This is a genomic window from Mycobacteriales bacterium, assembly GCA_035995165.1.
In the GTDB taxonomy this organism is placed as follows: Bacteria; Actinomycetota; Actinomycetes; order Mycobacteriales; family CADCTP01; genus CADCTP01.
Genome location: DASYKU010000093.1, coordinates 16,973 through 35,625, shown reverse-complemented (window position 1 = coordinate 35,625; position 18,653 = coordinate 16,973). Strand labels below are relative to the sequence as shown.

General features: G+C 73.7%; 19 protein-coding genes. 11 read left to right on the top strand and 8 right to left on the bottom strand.

Features of this window, described 5'->3' with window-relative positions; all coding sequences use genetic code 11:
• Positions 1 to 7: 7 nt before the first annotated feature.
• Genes VGP36_15240 through VGP36_15225 form a run of 4 tightly spaced genes read left to right on the top strand, consistent with a single transcriptional unit; the run spans position 8 to position 4,171 of the window.
• The gene (locus tag VGP36_15240) at positions 8 to 871 is read left to right on the top strand and encodes a hypothetical protein (protein HEV7656068.1); all 864 of its coding nucleotides are present in this window, start codon (positions 8 to 10) and stop codon (positions 869 to 871) included.
• A gap of 14 nt (positions 872 to 885) precedes the next feature.
• Positions 886 to 1,746, top strand: coding sequence for an aldo/keto reductase (locus VGP36_15235; protein ID HEV7656067.1), 861 nt, complete (start codon positions 886 to 888; stop codon positions 1,744 to 1,746).
• Between the two features lie 22 nt (positions 1,747 to 1,768).
• A complete protein-coding gene (locus VGP36_15230; protein HEV7656066.1) occupies positions 1,769 to 2,920 on the top strand; it encodes a CaiB/BaiF CoA-transferase family protein in 1,152 nt (383 codons plus the stop codon).
• Positions 2,921 to 4,171, top strand: a complete 1,251-nt coding sequence (locus tag VGP36_15225; GenBank protein HEV7656065.1) for a DUF445 domain-containing protein — start codon at positions 2,921 to 2,923, stop codon at positions 4,169 to 4,171.
• On the opposite strand, the gene VGP36_15220 is transcribed toward VGP36_15225, so the two are convergent.
• Complete coding sequence (locus VGP36_15220) at positions 4,168 to 4,488, bottom strand: putative quinol monooxygenase (GenBank protein ID HEV7656064.1); 321 nt, start codon at positions 4,486 to 4,488, stop codon at positions 4,168 to 4,170. The two genes, VGP36_15225 and VGP36_15220, sit on opposite strands and share 4 nt — an antisense overlap.
• 47 nt (positions 4,489 to 4,535) lie before the next feature.
• Positions 4,536 to 4,685, bottom strand: coding sequence for a hypothetical protein (locus tag VGP36_15215; protein ID HEV7656063.1), 150 nt, complete (start codon positions 4,683 to 4,685; stop codon positions 4,536 to 4,538).
• Between the two features lie 24 nt (positions 4,686 to 4,709).
• Here VGP36_15215 and VGP36_15210 point away from each other — a divergent pair, with 24 nt between their 5' ends.
• The 3 genes from VGP36_15210 (at position 4,710) to VGP36_15200 (ending at position 7,032) form a co-directional block, all read left to right on the top strand.
• The gene (locus VGP36_15210) at positions 4,710 to 5,333 is read left to right on the top strand and encodes a hypothetical protein (GenBank protein ID HEV7656062.1); all 624 of its coding nucleotides are present in this window, start codon (positions 4,710 to 4,712) and stop codon (positions 5,331 to 5,333) included.
• A gap of 92 nt (positions 5,334 to 5,425) precedes the next feature.
• The gene (locus VGP36_15205; GenBank protein HEV7656061.1) at positions 5,426 to 6,355 is read left to right on the top strand and encodes a ParA family protein; all 930 of its coding nucleotides are present in this window, start codon (positions 5,426 to 5,428) and stop codon (positions 6,353 to 6,355) included.
• A 14-nt stretch (positions 6,356 to 6,369) separates the two neighbouring features.
• Positions 6,370 to 7,032, top strand: a complete 663-nt coding sequence (locus tag VGP36_15200) for a M50 family metallopeptidase (protein ID HEV7656060.1) — start codon at positions 6,370 to 6,372, stop codon at positions 7,030 to 7,032.
• A gap of 30 nt (positions 7,033 to 7,062) precedes the next feature.
• Here the strand turns inward: VGP36_15200 and pta are convergent, their stop codons facing one another.
• Positions 7,063 to 9,102, bottom strand: coding sequence for a phosphate acetyltransferase (gene pta / locus VGP36_15195; protein ID HEV7656059.1), 2,040 nt, complete (start codon positions 9,100 to 9,102; stop codon positions 7,063 to 7,065).
• A gap of 105 nt (positions 9,103 to 9,207) precedes the next feature.
• Between pta and VGP36_15190 the strand changes: the two genes are divergently transcribed.
• On the top strand, positions 9,208 to 9,363 hold the full coding sequence (locus VGP36_15190) for a hypothetical protein (GenBank protein HEV7656058.1): 156 nt from the start codon (positions 9,208 to 9,210) through the stop codon (positions 9,361 to 9,363).
• A 264-nt stretch (positions 9,364 to 9,627) separates the two neighbouring features.
• Here the strand turns inward: VGP36_15190 and VGP36_15185 are convergent, their stop codons facing one another.
• From VGP36_15185 to VGP36_15165, 5 genes are all read right to left on the bottom strand, one after another.
• Positions 9,628 to 11,133 (bottom strand): MFS transporter, encoded by a 1,506-nt coding sequence (locus VGP36_15185; protein ID HEV7656057.1) that lies wholly within the window; start codon positions 11,131 to 11,133, stop codon positions 9,628 to 9,630.
• Positions 11,130 to 11,798: a TetR/AcrR family transcriptional regulator gene (locus VGP36_15180; protein ID HEV7656056.1), complete on the bottom strand. Its 669-nt coding sequence runs from the start codon at positions 11,796 to 11,798 to the stop codon at positions 11,130 to 11,132. Before VGP36_15180 ends, VGP36_15185 begins: the two co-directional genes overlap by 4 nt.
• Before the next feature lie 206 nt (positions 11,799 to 12,004).
• On the bottom strand, positions 12,005 to 13,156 hold the full coding sequence (locus VGP36_15175; protein ID HEV7656055.1) for an ABC transporter substrate-binding protein: 1,152 nt from the start codon (positions 13,154 to 13,156) through the stop codon (positions 12,005 to 12,007).
• A 43-nt stretch (positions 13,157 to 13,199) separates the two neighbouring features.
• Positions 13,200 to 14,432 (bottom strand): DUF4032 domain-containing protein, encoded by a 1,233-nt coding sequence (locus VGP36_15170; GenBank protein HEV7656054.1) that lies wholly within the window; start codon positions 14,430 to 14,432, stop codon positions 13,200 to 13,202.
• 126 nt (positions 14,433 to 14,558) lie between these two features.
• Positions 14,559 to 15,608, bottom strand: a complete 1,050-nt coding sequence (locus VGP36_15165; GenBank protein HEV7656053.1) for a LacI family DNA-binding transcriptional regulator — start codon at positions 15,606 to 15,608, stop codon at positions 14,559 to 14,561.
• An 89-nt stretch (positions 15,609 to 15,697) separates the two neighbouring features.
• Here VGP36_15165 and VGP36_15160 point away from each other — a divergent pair, with 89 nt between their 5' ends.
• The 3 genes from VGP36_15160 (at position 15,698) to VGP36_15150 (ending at position 18,653) form a co-directional block, all read left to right on the top strand.
• Positions 15,698 to 16,861 carry an ABC transporter ATP-binding protein gene (locus VGP36_15160; GenBank protein HEV7656052.1) on the top strand — a complete coding sequence of 388 codons (1,164 nt, stop codon included), beginning with the start codon at positions 15,698 to 15,700 and terminating at the stop codon, positions 16,859 to 16,861.
• An 86-nt stretch (positions 16,862 to 16,947) separates the two neighbouring features.
• Positions 16,948 to 18,096 (top strand): MFS transporter, encoded by a 1,149-nt coding sequence (locus tag VGP36_15155; GenBank protein HEV7656051.1) that lies wholly within the window; start codon positions 16,948 to 16,950, stop codon positions 18,094 to 18,096.
• Entirely contained in the window at positions 18,093 to 18,653 is a 561-nt protein-coding gene (locus tag VGP36_15150; GenBank protein ID HEV7656050.1) for a TIGR03086 family metal-binding protein, read from the top strand. Before VGP36_15155 ends, VGP36_15150 begins: the two co-directional genes overlap by 4 nt.

The following is an 18,653-nucleotide window of genomic DNA, read 5'->3' as shown; positions in this document are numbered from 1 at the left end:
AACAGCGATGAATGCCTGGCAGACAGTGCTGCTGATCGTGGTGATCGTGCTGGTCCTGGCGTTGCTCGCCTGGGCGGCGACGCGGCGGCAGCGGACCGCGAAGCGCGAGACCCAGGCCCGGGAGCACCTCACCGAGGCCCGGGAGCGACAGGCCCGGGCCGAGAGCACCCGGGCCGCGGCCGACGAGGAGGCCGCGAGGCTGCGCCGCGAGCGCGCCGAGCTGGAGCAGCGGACGGCGCAGTCCGAGCGGGAGTCGGCCCAGATGGCGGCCGACGCCGATCGCGACGCGGCCAAGGCCGCCGAGCTGCAGGAACGGGCCCGCAAGCTGGCGCCGAACCTGGCCGCCGAGGACCCCACCACCCGCGACGGCGCCGGCGTCCTGCGCGAGGACCACTCCGGGGTCGTCCGCGACGACCACTCCGGGGTCATCCGGAGCGACCACTCGGGCGTCGTCCGGGACGACCACGCCGGGATCGGGCGGGACACCCACGACGGGATCGACGACGACACCCGGATCGGCCCGGCGCCCACCCAGTACGACGACACGACCGTCCGCGAGACCGACGAGCGGCCGACCGCCGACACCTACCGGCACTCCGAGCCGGTCACCGACCCCGAGGGCGTGACCGACGACGGGCCGTACGCCGGCGCCCACCGCACCGACGGGACCACCGATACCTACCGCGACGCAGAGGGGACCGTGCGCGACGGCGACGCGGACGGGACGTACCGGGACCGGGACGGCGACGGGGTCCCGGACGACCAGGAGCGCGGCGGTCTGAACCGGCTGAAGGACCGGCTCACCGGCCGGGTGGACGATCACGACGCGGCGGTCGAGGATGAGGCGGACGCCGACCGGCGCCGCCGCTGACCGAGGGGAACCACGTGGCGATTCCCACCCTGGAGTTCGGCTCGACCGGGCACCGCAGCACCCGCCTGATCTTCGGTGCCGCGGCGCTCGCCGAGGTGTCGCAGGAGGTGGCCGACCGCACGCTCGGCCACCTCCTCGACCACGGCATCAACCACATCGACACGGCCGCCGGGTACGGCGACTCCGAGCTGCGGATCGCGCCCTGGTTGCGCACCCGCCGCGACGACTTCTTCCTCGCCACCAAGAGCGGCGAGCGGACCGCGACCGCGGCCCGGGCCCAGCTGGAGGACTCGCTGCGCCGGCTCGAGGTCGACCACGTGGACCTCTGGCAGTTCCACAACCTGGCCGACCCGATCGAGTGGGACATCGCGCTCAGCCCGGGCGGCATCATCGAGGCGGCCGAGCAGGCCAAGAAGGACGGCCTGGTCCGGTTCGTCGGCGTCACCGGGCACGGCAGCCAGATCGCCGCCAACCACCGCCGCAGCCTGGAGCGGTACGCGTTCGACTCGGTGTTGCTGCCGTACAACTACGTGACGATGCAGAACTCCTACTACGCCGAGAACTTCGACGCCGTGCAGGCGACCTGCCAGGAGCGCGGGATCGCGGTGCAGACGATCAAGTCGGCCGCGCGCCGGCCCTGGCGCGGCCGGCCGCACACCCGCGCCACCTGGTACGAGCCGTACGAGGACCAGGACGCCCTCGACCTCTCGATCTGGTATGCGCTGGCCCGCGAGGGCACGCACGTGATCAGCCTCGGCGACGTCGACATCCTGCCGCGGGTGCTGGACGCGGCCGAGCGGTTCGAGGACGAGCCGACCGACGAGGCGATGGCGGCGCTGTCCGCCCACGCCGAGGCGGACCCGCTGTTCGTGTAGGACTGCGATTAGCCTGGTCCGCGTGGGTGGACCGCTGACGGGCGTACGGGTGGTCGAGCTGGCCGGGATCGGGCCCGGCCCGTTCGCGGCGATGATGCTGGCCGACGCCGGGGCCGACGTGATCCGGGTCGAGCGGCCCGCCGCCGTCCGCGACCACCCGGACGGCCCGCACCCGGACGTCGTGCTGCGCGGCCGGCGCTCGATCGCGGTCGACCTCAAGCACCCCGACGGCCGGCAGGTCGTGCTCGACCTGGTGGCGTCCGCCGACGCCCTGCTGGAGGGCTTCCGGCCCGGGGTCACCGAACGGCTCGGCCTCGGCCCGGCCGACTGCCACGCGGTCAACCCGGCCCTGGTGTACGGCCGGATGACCGGCTGGGGCCAGGACGGTCCACTCGCGACGGTGGCCGGCCACGACGTCGGCTACATCGCGCTGACCGGCGCGCTGAACAACAGCCGCCGGGCCGGCGACCGGCCGGTGCCGCCGATGAACCTGCTCGGCGACATGGGCGGCGGCGGCATGATGCTCGCCTTCGGCGTGGTCAGCGCTCTCCTGGAGGCGGGCCGGACCGGCACCGGCCAGGTCGTCGACGCCGCGATCGTCGACGGCACCGCGGCCCTGTCCAACTTCGTCTACGGTGCCCGCAACGCCGGCCTCTGGCCGGGACCGCCGGGGCACAACCTGCTCGACACCGGCGCCCCGTTCTACGAGGTCTACGCCTGCGCGGACGGGCGCGAGATCGCGGTCGGTGCGCTGGAGCCGAAGTTCTACGCCGAGCTGCTGCGACTGTCCGGAATGGACGGTGTCCCGGAGCTCGCTCCGGACCGCCGGAACGACCCGGCCGGCTGGCCGGCGGCCAAGCAGCGCTGGGCCGAGCTGTTCGCGACCCGGACCCGGGACGAGTGGGCCGCGGTGTTCGAGGGCAGCGACGCCTGCGTGGCGCCGGTGCTGGACTGGGACGAGGCGCCGGCGCACCCGCACCTGGCCGCGCGCCGGACGTACACGGCCGTCGACGGGGTGCCGCAGTCGGCGCCGGCCCCGCGCTTCGACCGTACGGTGTCCACACTGGACCGTCGCCCGGCCTGGCCCGGGGCCGACACCGACGCGGTGCTGACCGAGCTGGGCCGGACCCCGGACGCCGTGGCGGCGCTGAGGGCCGCCGGTGCGGTCGCCTGAATGACCGCGCTCAGCCCGGCCGACCAGGAGCGGCGGCGCGGGCTGATCCGGATGAAGTCCGGGGCGACCGCGCTGCTGCTGCTGGCCGCGGTGGTCTACGTGCTGGCCCGGCGGGCCGGCGGCCACGGCTGGGTCGGCTTCCTCGAGTCCGCGGCCGAGGCCGGGATGGTCGGCGGGCTGGCCGACTGGTTCGCGGTGACCGCGTTGTTCCGCCGGCCCCTGGCGCTGCCGATCCCGCACACCGCGATCATCCCGACCCGCAAGGACGCGCTCGGCCGCAACCTCTCCGACTTCGTCGGCACCAACTTCCTGTCCGAACAGGTCATCCGGGAGCGGCTGCGCAACGCCGACGTGCCGCGGCGGGTGGGCCGCTGGCTGGCCGATCCGGAGCACGCCCGCCGGGTCACGGCCGAGCTGGCCCGGGCGCTGCGCGGTGCGGTCGACGTGCTGCGGGACGAGGACGTCCGGGCGGTGCTGGAGCCGGTCGTGCTGCGCCGGCTGTCCCAGCTGCCGGTCGGCCCGACGCTGGGGCGGCTGCTGGCCCAGGTGGTCGAGGACAAGGCGCACCACCGGCTGGTCGACCTCGTCGCCACCGCGATCGACGACTGGGTCACCGCGAACCGGGAGCAGCTGGTCGACCTGGTCGCCCGGCAGGCGCCGGTGTGGTCACCGGAGTTCGTGGACCGGGCCGTCGCCGGCCGGATCTACGCCGAGCTGGCCCGGGTCTCGGCCGAGGTCCGGGCCCAGCCCGAGCACCCGATCCGGCAGACGCTGGACCGGCTGCTGGCCCGCTTCGCCGAGGACCTGCGGCACGACCCGGCCACCATCGAACAAGCCTCCGGGGTGCTCACCGGGCTGCTGGAGCAGCCCGAGGTCCGCCGCGCGTTCGGCGACGTGATCTCGGCCGGCCGCCGCCTGCTGCTGGAGATGGTCGACGACCCCGACGGCGAGCTGCGGACGCGGCTCGCCGGCGCGCTCGCCGACCTCGGCCGCCGGCTGGACACCGACGACGTGCTGCGGGCCCGGGTCGACGGCTGGGTCGCGGACGCGGCCGGCTACGTGGTCACCCACTACCGGGACGAGCTCACCCGCACGATCACCGACACGGTCGAGCGCTGGGACGGCGTCGAGACCGCCCGCAAGGTGGAGCTCGCGGTCGGTCGCGACCTGCAGTTCATCCGGATCAACGGGACCGTGGTCGGCGCGCTGGCCGGCGTGGTCATCCACACCGTCGGCCTGCTGGTCAGCTAGTACCGCGCCTTCGCCGGGTCGCCCACCCCGAGCACCTCGGCCGGCACGATCTGCGGCGCCCCCGCCAGCAGGTGACCACCACTGGCCATCGCGCCCGCGATCGACGGCCCGTTCATGTGCTTGTCCAGGTGGTCCAGCGATGTCCACTTCTCGACCGTGACGAAGACGTCCCGGTCCTGGACCCCGCGCTGCAGGCTGTAGAGGACGCAGCCGTCCTCCTGCTGGCTGGCCGCGGCGAGGTCGCTGAGCATCGTCTGGACCGCGTCCCCCTCGCCCGCCTTGGCGGTGATGATCGCGACCACGCTGATGTCGGCCATGCGGGCTCCTCCCGTTGCGGACGCGTCGGTGCGCCCGTGACGGCAGCCTAGGACGCCTCGGCCAGCCGGGCCTGCAATCGCGCCCGGATCTCCTCAGGCGTGTACGTCCGCCGCCGCCGTTCCGACCGGGCCAGCACGACCCCGCCGGCCGCGACCCCGACCAGCCCCGCGATGCCGAGCACCTTCCACAGGTTCACGGGCCCTAGGGTAGGGCGGTGCCGATCAGCCTGGACGAGGCGCTCGACGTCACCCGGACCGGTGACATCTGGATCTTCCGTGGTTCCTCCGCGGCCGACCGGGCCATCCGGCTGTCCACCAACAGCCCGGTCAACCACGTCGGCATGATCGTCGCGCTGGACGACCTGCCGCCGCTGCTCTGGCACGCGGAGCTGGGCCGGTCGCTGCCGGACCTGTGGTCCGGCGACCGGCACCGGGGCGTACAGCTGCACGACGCCCGGGACGCGATCATGCTGTGGGCCCACCGGTACGGCCAGCACGCCTGGTTGCGTCAGCTCGACCACCAGGTCGGCCGGGACCTGGAGGACGCGCTGCTCAGGACCATCGCCCGGCTGGACGGCACGCCGTTCCCGTCGACCGCCCGGCTCGCCGGGCGCTGGCTGACCGGGCGGATCCCGGTCCGGCGGCGCCGGGACGCGGCCGAGCTGGAGACCGCGTACTGCGCCGAGGTGGTCGCGGTGACGTACCAGGAGATGGGCCTGCTGCCGGACGATCATCGGCCCAACCACTACGACCCGGGCTCGTTCTGGAGCGGCGACAAGCTGCCGCTGACCGGCGGGGCGTGGTTGTCGAAGGAGATCGTCGTCACCGTACCGGCCGGTGCGTGAAGACCGGTGTCTCATCGCGAGGCAGTCCGTGGCATCCTCAACCCTCGGCTCCTCTTGCGCAGCGCAGCCCGGCGGAGGTGGAAACCGTCCTGATGTCGACCAGGGAGAACGCGGTGAAGGTCGTCTCCGTCATCAACCACAAGGGCGGCGTCGGCAAAACGACGCTCACCGCCAACCTCGGCGCGGGCCTGGCTGCCCGTGGTCGCAAGGTTCTCTTGATAGACCTCGACTCGCAGGCCAGCCTCACGGTGTCGTTCTTCACCCAGGGCGAGTGGCAGACCGACCTGGTGCCGAACAAGACGATCAAGAATTGGTTCGAAGGTCTGGCCGGTGACGGCGCGGAGACGTTGTCCTCGCTGGTCGCCTCGCCGCAGCGGGTCGCGCAGTTCCTGACCACGAGCGGTGGCTCCCTCGACCTCGTCGCCTCGCACCGGGACCTCTCCGAGGTGGACACCGCGCTGGCCGCGCAGCTGCTGATCGATCCCGAGCACTACCTGACCGCGCACCGGCGGCTACGCGAGGGGCTGGCCGAGAAGGAGATCGCCGACTACGACGTGGCGTTGATCGACTGCGCCCCGAACTTCGGTCTGATCGCCAAGAACGCGGTCGCCGCGAGCGACATGCTGCTGATCCCGACCCGGCCGGACTACCTGTCGATCAACGGCATCGACTCGCTCGGCCGCAAGGTGCAGGCGTTCGCGCAGGAGTACAACGAGCAGCTCCAGGCCGCCGGCGACGAGGGCGGCGCCCCGCTGGGCCGGCCGCCGGCCGCGGTCGTCTTCACGATGGTGCAGCTGCACGACAACCAGCCGATCGAGGCCCAGCGCAGCTACATCAGCCGGGTCGAGGGGCTGGGCGTGCCGACCTTCGCCACCACCGTCCGAGACTCCAAGGCGGTCTACGGCCCGGCCCCGGAGTACGGCGTGCCGGTCATCCTGGCCGGCACCGGCCGGGCCCTGACCCGGGAGCTGCGCGACCTGGTCAGCGAGATGGTCGCGCACCTGGACGAGGTCGCGGCCTGAGCAACCTGGACTGGGTGCGGCAGTACGAGCCGGACAACTGGCTGGTCGCCGGGACCGGCGTGTTCGCGCTGCTCGCGGTCGTCCTGGACGCGGTATGGCGGTGGACCCGCAACCTCGTCACGATCGTGCACGAGGGCGGGCACGCGCTGACCGCCGTGCTCACCGGGCGGCGGCTGACCGGGATCCGGCTGCACTCCGACACCTCGGGGCTGACGCTGTCGGTCGGGCGGCCGAGCGGGCCCGGGATGGTGGTGACGGCCGCGGCCGGCTACCTGGCGCCGTCGCTGGTCGGGCTGGTCGGGGTCGTGCTGCTGGCGTTCGACCAGGTCACGGTCATGCTCTGGGCGGCGGTGGCGCTGCTGCTGGCGATGCTGATCATGGTCCGCAACGTGTACGGGGCGCTGACGCTGCTGGTCACCGGCGCGATCGTGGTCGGCGTCTCGCTGTTCACCCCGGCGGACGTGCAGGCCGGCTTCGGGTACGCGGCGACCTGGTTCCTGCTGCTGGCCGGCGTCCGGCCGGTCTGGGAGCTCTACCGCGAACGGCGGCGGACCCGCCGTACCGACGCCGACCAGCTGGCCCACCTCACCCACGTGCCGGGCGGCCTCTGGGTCTCGTTCTTCGGCCTGTCGACGCTGGCCGCGCTCGCCGCCGGCGGCTGGCTGCTGCTCACGTAGCCGACACGGTCAGCGTCACGGCGAGCCTGGTCAGCCCGGCTGTTGCCCGGACTGGGCCTGGATCGCGGTGATCGCCACCGTGTTCACGATGTCGGCGACCGTGCAGCCGCGGGACAGGTCGTTGACCGGCCGCCGCAGGCCCTGCAGCACCGGACCGACGGCGACCGCCCCGGCCGACCTCTGCACGGCCTTGTAGGTGTTGTTGCCGCTCGACAGGTCCGGGAACACGAACACGGTGGCCTGCCCGGCGACAGCGCTGCCCGGCAGCTTGGCCGCCGCGACGCTCGCGTCGACCGCCGCGTCGTACTGGATCGGACCCTCCACCGGCAGGTCCGGCGCCCGCTCGTGGACGAGCCGGGTCGCCTCCCGCACCTTGTCCACGTCGGCGCCGGACCCGGACGAACCGGTCGAGTACGACAGCATCGCCACCCGCGGCTCCACCCCGAACCGGCGCGCGGTGGCCGCGCTGGAGACCGCGATGTCGGCCAGCTGCTCGGCGGTCGGGTCCGGGATGATCGCGCAGTCGCCGTAGACCAGGACCCGGTCGGCCAGGCACATGAAGAAGACGCTGGAGACCGTACGGACCCCGGGGACGGTGCGGACGATCTCGAACGCGGGCCGGATCGTGTGCGCGGTGGTGTGCGCGGCCCCGGACACCATGCCGTCGGCGAGGTCCTCGGCCACCATCAGCGTGCCGAAGTAGCTCACGTCGGTGACCACGTCGCGGGCCTGGGTGAGGGTGACGCCGCGGTGCTTGCGGGCCTCGGCGTACCGGGCGGCGAAACGGTCACGCAGGTCGTCGGCGTCCGGCCCGACCGGGTCCAGGATCGCGGCCCCGTCGATGTCCAGGCCGAGCGCGGCCGCCCCGGCCCGGACCTCGGCCGGCGCGCCGAGCAGGGTGATCGCGGCGACCCCGCGCCGCAGCACGATCTCGGTCGCCCGCAGCACCCGCTCGTCCAGGCCCTCCGGCAGCACGATCCGGCGCCGGTCGGCCCGGGCCCGCTCGACCAGGTCGTACTCGAACATCAGCGGGGTCACCCGGTCCGAGCGGGTCAGCTCGGCCCGGCGGACCAGCTCGGCGGTGTCGACGTACCGCTCGACCAGGCCGAGCGCGGCCGGGATCTTGCGGCCGGACAGCCGGCCCTGGATCCGCCCGACCGCCTGCGCGGTGGTGAACGTGTCGGTCTCCACCGCGAGCACCGGCGTGTGCGGGGCCAGCCCGTCCAGCACCCGCTGCACCCGCGGGTCCGGCAGCAGCCCGGCGGTCAGCAGCAGGCCGCTGACGTGCGGCGCGCTCGGCGACACCGCGGCCGCGAGCATGCCCAGCACGATCTCGGCCCGGTCGCCCGGGGTGAGCACCAACGCGCCTTCGGACAGGTGGTCCAGCACGGTCGGCAGGGTGGCCGCGCCGACCACCACCGCCCGGACGTCGCGGTCCAGCTCGGCCGGGTCGCCGACCAGCACCCGGGCCCCGGTCTGCTCGGCCACCTCGCCCACGGTCGGCTCGACCAGCACCGGGTCGTACGGGACGACGTACTCGCCGGTGGTCGCCCGGACCTCGTCCGCGACCGCGGGGTCGACCCGGTTGGCGACCACGCCGAGCACCGAGGTCTCGGCCAGCTCGGACCGGGCGAACCGGATCGAGGCGATCACGTCGGCGGCGCTCTTGCCGCGGCCGGAGACCACCGCGAGCACGCTCGCGCCGAGATCCCCGGCCAGCCGCCGGTTCAGCGCGAACTCGGTCGCGGTCGACACGTCGGTGAAGTCGCTGCCCACGCAGAGGACGGCGTCGCAGTCCCGGGCCAGCTCCCGGAACCGCTCCACCACCCGGCTGACCAGCTCGTCCGGGCTCAGCTCCTGCGCCTGCGCGTACGTGATGCCCTGCGGCTGGACCTTGACCTGGTAGCGCTCGCGCATCAGCTCGACCAGCGGGTCCGGACCCTCGCCGAGGATCGGCCGGAAGAACCCCACCCGGCCGGTACGCCCGGCCAGCGCCTCCATCACCGCCAGCGCGACCGCGGACTTGCCGGTGTCCGGCTCCAGCGCGGCGACGTACACGGTGCTGACCACGCCCGGACCCTAGCTCGGCCGGCGAAGTCTCCGGCCGGGAAAGTGAACCGGTGGGGTGGGGTGTCCGTATCAGCATTTCGACGACGTTCGGCGGAAGGACGCAACGTGCCTGTTGCTGCTGCGGTCGCCTGGCTCCGGGTGCTGGTCACCGTGCTGGCCGGCCTGGGCTTCGTCGGCGTGATCGTGTTCGCCGTCCTCGTGGTCGTGGCCGCGATGTCCGGGAGCGGCACCACCTCCGGGGACTACGGCTCGGTCTACTGACCCGTCCACCCAGCGCGAACGGTGCTCGGCTTCCCGCGCGAGCCCCGCCGACGAGGTCGGCCTGCCCGACGATCCGGAGTTCCGCTCGGCCTTCGTCGCCTACCTGGAGTGGGGCTCGCGCATCGCCCCGGCCAACTCCCGGCCCGGCGCCACACCCCCGCCGGCCGCCCCGATTCCCGACTGGGCTGGGGCGGTGCGCCGCCCTACCAGCCCTGAGAGACCCCGAAGGGGCGGCAGTCGCTGCCGCCCCTCGGGTCCTACGGGTCAGGCCGCGGCGAGCGCGGGCTCCGACGGGATGTCGTCCTTCTTCGCGTTGATGAAGATGAGCGCGAAGACCAGACCGGCGGCCAGCAGCACCGCGGCCCAGAAGAAGGCCACGTGGTAGCCGTGGATCAGCGCGTCCGGCTGCAGCCGCTGCGCGTCCGCCGGAGACGTGACCCGCGCGGCCAGGAAGCCGGTCACGGCCGACGCGTACAGCGTGTTGAGCAGCGCCGTGCCGAGCGAGCCGCCGATCTGCTGGGACGTGTTCAGCAGCGCGCTGGCCACACCGGCGTCATGCGAGTCGACGCCGACCAGCGCCGTGCTCGACGCCGGGATGAACACCCCGGCCAGGCCGATGGACAGCAGCAGCTCCGACGGCAGGATGTGGCTGACGTAGCTGGTGTCCGCGGTGATCTGGGTCAGCCACAGCATCCCCAGCACGGCCATGACCAGACCGCTGATCATCAGGGGCTTCGGTCCGAGCCGCGGCAGCAACTGCGAGACCACGCCCGCGCTGACGATGATCCCGCCGCTGAACGGCAGCAGCGCCAGGCCCGACTTCAGCGCGCTGTAGCCCAGGTTGAGCTGGAAGTAGTACGTCAGGAACAGGAACATCCCGAACAGGCCGGCCCCGACGACCAGGAAGACCAGGTACGACCCGCCCCGGTTGCGGTCGAGCGCGATCCGCAGCGGCAGCAGCGGGTTCGCGATCCGCGACTCCCACACGACGAACGCGACCAGCAGGACGACCGACGCGGCCAGGAAGAAGATCGTGGTGCCGGCGGTCCAGCCCAGGTCGGGCTTGGCGGCCTCGGTGAACCCGTACACCAGCGAGACCAGGCCGAGGGTGACCAGGACCGCGCCGGGCACGTCGTACTTGGTGTTGCCGTGGGCCTTGCTCTCCTTGACGATCACGAAGGCCGCGCCGGCGGCTGCGATGGCGATCGGGACGTTGACGCCGAGGCACCAGCGCCAGGACGCGTACTCGGTCAGGATGCCGCCGAGGACCAGGCCGATGGCCGCGCCGCCGCCGGAGATGGCGCCGAACACGCCGAACGCGCGGGCCCGTTCCTTCGGTTCGGTGAACGTCACCGTGATCAAGGACAACGCGGCCGGCGCCAGCAGGGCCGCGAACGCCCCCTGCAGCGCGCGGGCCGCGAACAGCAGCTCCGCGGTCGAGGCGATGCCGCCGAGCGCGGACGCGCCGGCGAAGCCGAGCAGGCCGACGATGAGCATCCGCTTGCGGCCGACGTAGTCGGCGATGCGACCGCCGAGCAGCAGCAGCCCGCCGAAGGCCAGCGTGTACGCCGTGACGACCCACTGCCGGTCGGCGTCGGTGATGCCGAGGTCCCGCTGCGCCGACGGCAGGGCGATGTTCACTATGGACGCGTCCAGCACGACCATGAGCTGGCTCACCGCGATCACGGCAAGGGCGAGCCAGCGCCTGGAGTCCTGGGCGCCTGATTCTGGCGCGGCTTGGTCAGGGCCGGCGCCGATGGAGCTGGTCACGATGTCTCCTGTCTGGCGGATGGAACCGTCGTTCGGGTGCTGCTGCAGGCGAGCAGCGGGATGAGCACGTCGTCGGCGACGTGGGCGAAGAACTCGTCATCGATGGGTTCACCGGTGACGAGCACGCGGAAGAACATGAGGGCCGGCGCGACCTCGTGGAAGACGGACGGGTCGGCGTTCGGGCCGAGCTCGCCGCGCTCGATCGCCCGGCGCACGATGGTGGCCCCGACGTGGCGCTTGTCCACCAGCACCTGCTGGCGCAGCGTGTCGGCAAGCTCCGGAGCTCCACGCATGGCCCGCAGGACGCCGGCCAGCAGCGCGACGTCCTCGGAGCCGATGCCCTCGCGGGCGAACCGCAGGGTGGCGATGATGTCGCCGCGCAGCGTCCCGGTGTCCGGCGGCTCGACCGCCTGCGGCCCGCGGCAGCGGATGGCATGCACCACCAGCTCCCGCTTGCCGGGCCAGCGCCGGTAGATCGTCGCCTTGGAGGCGCGGGCCCGGGAGGCCACCGCGTCCATGCTCATCTTGTCGTAGCCGACCTCGGCCAGCAGCTCGAGCGCCGCGGCACAGATCGCCGACTCCCGGGCCGGACCCCGGCTGGAACCCGGCGTCGCGGGCTCCTCCAGGACGTCGGCCGACAGGCCGGCGGGCTCGTGCGGTGACATGCTGAGGTCCTCCCGTTACCAACAAGTGAACGACACCGTTTCGTACTCCAGCACGAAACGCTAAGACCCTTCGCGCAACCCCGCAACCGGATTACGGCGAATTCGGCCCTGGGCTGAACGCGGCTCTCAGCTCCACGCCTGGCCCCGCTCAGAAAGAGTCCGACGCCACAGAACCCTCGCAGGAGGGTCCGACAGAACCGGGATCCTCAGGAAGCCCCGACCGAACTGTCGATGTACGCGTTGGTGACAAGATCGTCCGCGGTGAGCCCGGCCGGCAGCGGTGTCCGGTCCGCCGCGAACACCGGCCGGACGATCCCGAGCAGCTTCGTGACCCGCGCCAGGTCGAAGTTGCCGAGGATCCCGTCGGTCCCGTTGCCGACGATCCCGTTGTCCTTCATGACCTTCGCCGCGTACGCCGCCCGCGCGGCCGAGTACGGATAGGCGTTGTAGTCCTGGGTCAGCTTCACGATCAGCGTGTTGGTCGCGGCCGGGTCGGACAGGTAGCCCACCGCTGAGCGCTGGATGATCGGCACGAGCTTCTTCAGGCAGGCCGCGTCCGCGCTCTCCTTGTCCGAGCGGACCGTGAGCGTCTCCGGGTAGACCGGGTAGCCGGCGTCGGCGACCAGCAGCCAGGCCACCTTCTTGTCCCACGACGGCAGCTCGTTCTCGTACGCGAACGGCTCGTTGGTGAGGAAGCCCTGCTGCACGATGCTGCCGCGGGCCGCGACCCAGCGGTCCGGCGTCCCGGCGTACCCGGAGTCGACCTGGGCCTTCTTCAGCTGTCCCGACCCGACCAGGTAGTCCATGTAGGTCGCGCCCTGGAAGTAGAGCACCCGGGTGTCGGTCTTCCCGATGTCGCCGATCTTCGTGAACGAGTGCTGGGCCGGGTCGAACATCAGCACCACCGGCGAGCGCTCCATCGGCGCCACCACCGCCTTGACCGGCTTGGACGAGGCCAGCTGCGCGATCTGGTCGGTGTCCGCGGTCGCCAGCAGCACCGAGGGGTCGGTGTAGAGCACGCTCGCCGCCGGCACGAACCCGTTGGCCGGCCCGCCCGAGCGGATCTGCACCTTCACGCCGGTGTCGACGCCGTCGGCGACGAGCGCACCGGTGACCCGCTTGTGCTGCTTGTCGACGTCGAGGGTGCCGCCGAGCAGCCGGTAGATCGCGCCGTCCTCGGCCTGCGCCCACCAGTTCGACTGGATCGTCACGGTGGCCGGGCAGACCCCGGCCAGGCTCGCGGCCCCGGACGCCGAGGCGCTCGGCTGCGCGCCGGTCACCTGGTCCGAGCCGCTCGTACAGGCCGCCGCGGCAAGGGCGGCAGCGATCAGCGGAACGATCAGACGCGGGCGTAGCACCGCACGACGGTACCCGGCACCGGGAGCGGTCCCGGTGTGATCTTCACGGCCCGATGATGCCGCGCATGCCGGTGCCGACGGTGAGGTCGGGCGGCACGGCCGGCAGCACGCCGGCGAAGTAGTCCTCGGCCGCGCGGGTGGTGCCGACGTCGCGGCCCTCGGCCTCGGACAGGAACCAGCGGTGCTCCAGGATCTCGTGGAAGACCTCGGCGTCGTCCAGCCGACCCCGCAGCTCCTCCGGCATCGAGGCGATCACCGGCTCGTACACCTCCGCCAGCCAGCGGTTGGCCGCCGCCGCGTCGGGCACCCGCCGGCCCTCGCTCTGCTCCAGCCAGGCCCGGAAGCTGGCCACGTCGTTGAGCAGCCGGCGGGCCTGGTTCTCCTGGGCGTCGATCCCGGTCCGGGCGAACAGCAGCTGCCGGTCGTGCCCGGGCTCGGCGATCCGGGTCCGGACCCGCAGCCGGTTGCCGGCCGGCCCCTGCACGATGTCCAGCTCGTCGACGTCGAAGCCGAGCTCGTTGAGCCGGCGCAGCCGCTCGGCGATCCGGTAGCGCTGGTCGCCGGGCTGCAGCAGCTCCTCCCGGGTCAGCTCGTGCCAGAGCGCGTCGTACCGGGCCTCGACCTGCTCGGCCACCGCCAGCGGGTCGATCTCGGGTGAGAGCAGCCCGCCGGCCTGCAGGTCGAACAGCTCGCCGCCGACCCGCTCGAAGGCGAGGCTCACGTCGTAGTGCCGCATCCCGTCCGACAGGGTCGGCCGCAGCTCGGCCGTCTCCGCGTCGACCAGGTACGCCGCGAACGAGCCCGCGTCGTGCCGGAACAGCGTGTTGGACAGCGAGCAGTCGCCCCACAGGAAGCCGGCCGTGTGCAGGCGGGCCAGCAGCTCGACCAGCGCGTCCAGCAGCCGGTCGGTCAGCTGCACCCCGCGCGGGTTCGCGAACAGGTTCCGGTACGGCGTGGAGAAGTCGAGGAAGCGGGTCACCAGCGCCGCCTCCAGCCCGGGCCGGTCGGCGACCACGCCGAGCACGTCGACCGCCGGGATGCCGAGCTCGCCCAGCCGCCGCAGCAGCCGGTGCTCCCGCCGGGCCAGCCGCTCGTCGATCTCCTTGATCGCGAACACCTCGCCCCCCTCGACCACGAACCGGACCACGTGCCGGGAGATGCCGCGCTGCCGGATCTCCACCAGCCGATCGTCGGTCCACTCCGCCAGCGGGCGGTCCCAGGGCAGGCTCAGCAGGCCTGCGGCCGCTTCCGCCGGCGGTGTGAAGACGAAGTGCACGCCGAACAGTGTCGCTGATCCCCCGGCCGCTCCGGGTGGTCGCCTCCGGCGGCGTCCTCCCTCCGCGCGGCGACTCGGTCGGCGCGTCGCTGCGGTCCAGACGCCGCCGCGCCCGCCCTGCGCGGCTCAGGCGCGGTCGCGCTGCTCCGTTCGGGCGGCCGGGCGCGGCGCGGCGACCGACTCGCGCTCGTGCAGCGGCATCGGCACGGCCTCGATCCCGTGCCCGGACTCCGAGGCCAGCAGGACCCGGACGGCCCGCCGGCCGAGCTCGTAGTGCGGCAGCGCGACGCTGGTCAGCCCCGGCCGCAGCCAGCCGGCCAGGTCCGAGTCGTCGAAGGAGACGACCGACACCTCGGCCGGGATCGCCACCCCGGCCTCCTGCAAGGCCTGGTACGCCCCGAACGCGATCCGGTCGTTGAGGCAGATCAGTGCCCGCGGAACCCGTCCGCGGGCCAGCGTGTGCGCGACCGCGTCGTACCCGGCCTCGGGCCACCAGGAGCAGTCCAGCATCGCGTCCGCCTGCGTCCCGGCCTCGGCCAGCGCCTCCTCGATCCCGGCCAGCCGCTCGCGGGCCGCGTACACCCCCGGCGGGGTCTCGCCGGCGATCACGATCCCGTCCCGGTGGCCGCGGTCGAGCACGGCCTGGGCGGCGGCGCGGCCACCGGCCCGCTCGTCCGGCAGCACGGTCGGCAGCGCCGCGTCGCCGGTGGTGCAGTTGAGCAGCACCACCGGGTGGCCCTGCAGCGAAGCCGGCAGCGTGACCTGGCGGGTGAACATGGAGGCGTAGAGGAAGCCGTCGACCTGGCGGCCGAGCAGGTCCTCGACCAGCCGCTCCTCGGTCCGCGGGTCGCCGTCGGTCTCGGTGACGAAGAGCAGGTGCTCCTCCTCCAGCGCGGCGGTGAGCGCGCCGCGGATCATGCCCCCGCCGTACTGCCGGGTGGTGATCGTGTCGGAGACCAAGGCGAATGTCCGGGTCACCTTGGTCCGCAGGCTGCGGGCGGTGAGGTTGGGCCGGTAGTCGAGGTCGGAGGCGGCCTGCCGGACCCGCATCCGGGCCTCCTCGGAGATCCGCATGTCCTCCCGCCCCGCGAGCACGAACGAGGCGGTGGTGGGCGAGACCCCGGCCCGGACGGCGACCTCGCGAAGGGTGACCCGGCGTGGGCGCGCGAACGGCACGTCCCCGAGTGTCGCACCAACATCAACCCAAGCGGCCGTCTGAACCGGTTCATCTCCCGATCACCTCCCGCGCGTGCTAGGCAGGGTCCATGACCGGGGTGACCGGCGAGACCGGCGTCCGCGGGGTGACCGTCGTGCACGGAGACGTGGTCGCGCTGCGCGAGGTCACGCTGCTGGCCGGCCCGGGCGAGCTGCTCGCGGTCCTCGGCGCCTCCGGCAGCGGCAAGTCCACCCTGCTGCGGACGGTCGCGGGGCTGCTGCCGGTGCGCTCGGGCGAGGTGGTCGTGAACGGACGGCCGGCGAACGGGATCCCGGCCGGGGACCGCCGGGTCGCGATGGTGTTCGAGACCAGCGCGCTGCTGCCTTTTCTCGACGTCGCCGGCAACCTGGGCTGGGGCCTGAAGGTCCGGCACGTGGAGAAGTCCGAAGTGGACAGACGAGTGACCGGGCGGGCCGGCCAGTTCCGGATCGGCAAGCTGCTGCGGCGCAAGCCCGATCAGCTCTCCGAGGGCGAGCGCGGGCTGGTCGGCATCGGCCGGGCGATGGTGCAGACGCCGCAGGCGTTCCTGCTCGACGAGCCGCTCGCGCACCTCGACGCGGCCGAGCGGATCCGGGTCCGGCGCCGGATCGTCGAGGTGGTCCGCTCCCTCGGCGTGAGCACCCTCTACGTCACCCACGACCCGGACGAGGCGCTCGCGGTCGCCGACCGGGTCGCCCTGCTGCACGAGGGTTCCGTCGTCCAGGTCGGCCCGCCCGCCGACCTGTACGACCGGCCCGCGAGCGTGCTCGCGGCCGTCTCGGTCGCGCCGATCGGGCTGGTGCCGGCCCGGCTCGTCGGCACCGACCTGGCCGGCTACGAGGTCGGCCCCCGCACGCTGCCGCTGTGGGGACCGGCGCCGGCCGGGCTGGCCGGGCGCGCGCTCGCGCTCGGCTTCCGGCCCGAGGACGTCCGCCCGGCCACCGGGACGGCCGAGGAGGTCACCCTGGACGCGGTCGTGACCGCGGTCGAGTACACCGGCCGGCACCAGGCCGTGGTGCTCGCCGTCGGGGCCGCGCCGGTGACCGCGCCCGGGGCCGCGCTGGCCGCGCCCGGCGGCGCGACGTTGCGGGCGCTCTACCCGCCGCGGGACCCGGTCCGGGCCGGCGACGCCGTCCGGGTCGCGCTGGACGGCCGCCGGGCGCACGTCTTCGACGCCGGCACCGGGGCCGCGCTGTTCCACCCCGTTAACCGCTCGACGGACGGCCTAGCCTGATCGTGATGCCAACCGCGTACGCCGTCGCCCCGGGCTGAGCGCCTGCCGCGAGCCCGGGACCTCGTCCGTCCACAAAGGACTCCCGCGTGCGCGCGTACCCGCTCTACCTGCTCCTGCGCGGCCTCGGCTCCCTGGCCGGTGGCTGCGCGCTGACGTACTCGCTGGTCTACCAGATCCGGGACGTCGGCCTCGGCCCGTTCCAGCTGGTGCTCGTCGGCACCGTGCTGGAGGTGACCTATCTGATCGCCCAGCTGCCGACCGGCCTGGCCGCCGACCGGTACGGCCGCAAGCCCGCGATCGTCGCCGGCACCGCGCTGCTCGGCGCCGGGATCGCGGTGCAGAGCGTGCCGACCCTCGTCCCGGTGCTGATCGGCACCGCGGTGTCCGCGCTGGGCTCCGCCCTCACCGACGGCGCCGAGCAGGCCTGGATCGCCGGCGAGCTCGGCGACCACCGGGCCGGGCCCGCGTTCAGCCGCGGCGCCCAGCTCGCCCAGGTCGGCACCGTCGCCGGGGTCGGGGTCGGCGCCCTGCTCGGCCGGCACGGTCTGCGGCTGCCGATGGTCGCCGGCGCGGCCGGCTGGCTGCTGCTGGCCGGGCTGCTCGCGCTCGCCCTGCAGGAGACCCGCGTCGCCCCGGCCGCGGACGAGATCCGGCTGTCCCGCATCCGCCCCTCCCCCGCGACCCTGTACGTGCTGGCCGCGGTCTTCGTGCTCGGCCTCGGCAGCGAGGGCTGGGACCGGCTCGGTCCCGCCCGGCTGCTGGCGTTCCCGGCGGTCGGCGTGCTGACGATCGGCGTGCTCACCGCGGCCGCCATGCTCGGGGCGGCCGGGCTGACCGAGCTGTTCCGGCGCCGGCTGGACGCGTCCCGGGCCGGCGGCCTGCTGCTGGCGGTGGAGTGCGTCCGGCTGCCGGCGATGACCGTGTTCGCCGTGACCGGGCTGCTGCCGCTGGCCGCGGCGACCTGGCTGCTGGCCGGGCTGCTGCGCTCGGCCGCCGCGCCGCTGCTGGACACCTGGCTGGTCGCGCTGACCGACCCGGCGACCCGGGCCACCGCCCTGTCCGCGGTCGGGCAGGCCGACTCGGCCGGGCAGATCCTCGGCGGACCGCCGATCGGGCTGCTCGGGTCCCGGGCGTCGGTGCCGGCGGCGCTGCTGGCCACCGCCCTGCTCGGCGCGCCCGCGGTCGCGCTGCTCGCGCGTGCCCGCCGCCGGGGGCGGGTAGGAGCGCCCGCATGACCGTGCCGTACGACTTCGCCCCGGCCGCCCGTCAGATCGCCGTGCTCGCCGACGGCGTCACCGACGATCAGTTCGACCGGCCGACGCCCTGCCCGGGCTGGTCGGTCGCGATGCTGCTGCACCACCTCCTCGACTTCACGGTGGCGTTCGCCAACGGTGCCCGCAAGCAGATCGGCCTCGCGCCGGAACCGACCGCCGACCTGCCGCCGGACTGGCGCGACCAGCTGCGGTTCCGGCTCGACGACCTGGTCTCGGCCTGGCGCGACCCGGACGCCTGGCTGGGCGAGGCGACCGTCGGCGGGGTCGCGCTGCCGGCCGATCTCACCGCGGCGGTCCTCGCGGACGAGCTGGTCGTGCACGGCTGGGACCTCGCGGAGGGGACCGGGCAGCCGTACGGGGCCGAGCCCGAGCTGGTGGCCGCGGCACTGGGCTTCGCGGAGAAGTTCTCCGACCTGGAGGGCGGGCCGTTCGGGCCGTCGGTCGAGGTGCCGGCGGGTGCGGACGACCTCCGGCGGCTGCTCGGCCTGACCGGCCGCGACGTGAACTGGCGGCGTTAG

Bases quoted from the DNA above. Each gene is read 5' to 3' on its own strand.
- VGP36_15240 (HEV7656068.1), top strand. From the start codon at position 8: ATGAATGCCTGGCAGACAGTGCTGCTGATCGTGGTGATCGTGCTGGTC.
- VGP36_15225 (HEV7656065.1), top strand. From the start codon at position 2,921: ATGACCGCGCTCAGCCCGGCCGACCAGGAGCGGCGGCGCGGGCTGATC.
- VGP36_15220 (HEV7656064.1), bottom strand. From the start codon at position 4,488: ATGGCCGACATCAGCGTGGTCGCGATCATCACCGCCAAGGCGGGCGAG.
- VGP36_15205 (HEV7656061.1), top strand. From the start codon at position 5,426: ATGTCGACCAGGGAGAACGCGGTGAAGGTCGTCTCCGTCATCAACCAC.
- VGP36_15180 (HEV7656056.1), bottom strand. From the start codon at position 11,798: ATGTCACCGCACGAGCCCGCCGGCCTGTCGGCCGACGTCCTGGAGGAG.
- VGP36_15160 (HEV7656052.1), top strand. From the start codon at position 15,698: ATGACCGGGGTGACCGGCGAGACCGGCGTCCGCGGGGTGACCGTCGTG.
- VGP36_15150 (HEV7656050.1), top strand. From the start codon at position 18,093: ATGACCGTGCCGTACGACTTCGCCCCGGCCGCCCGTCAGATCGCCGTG.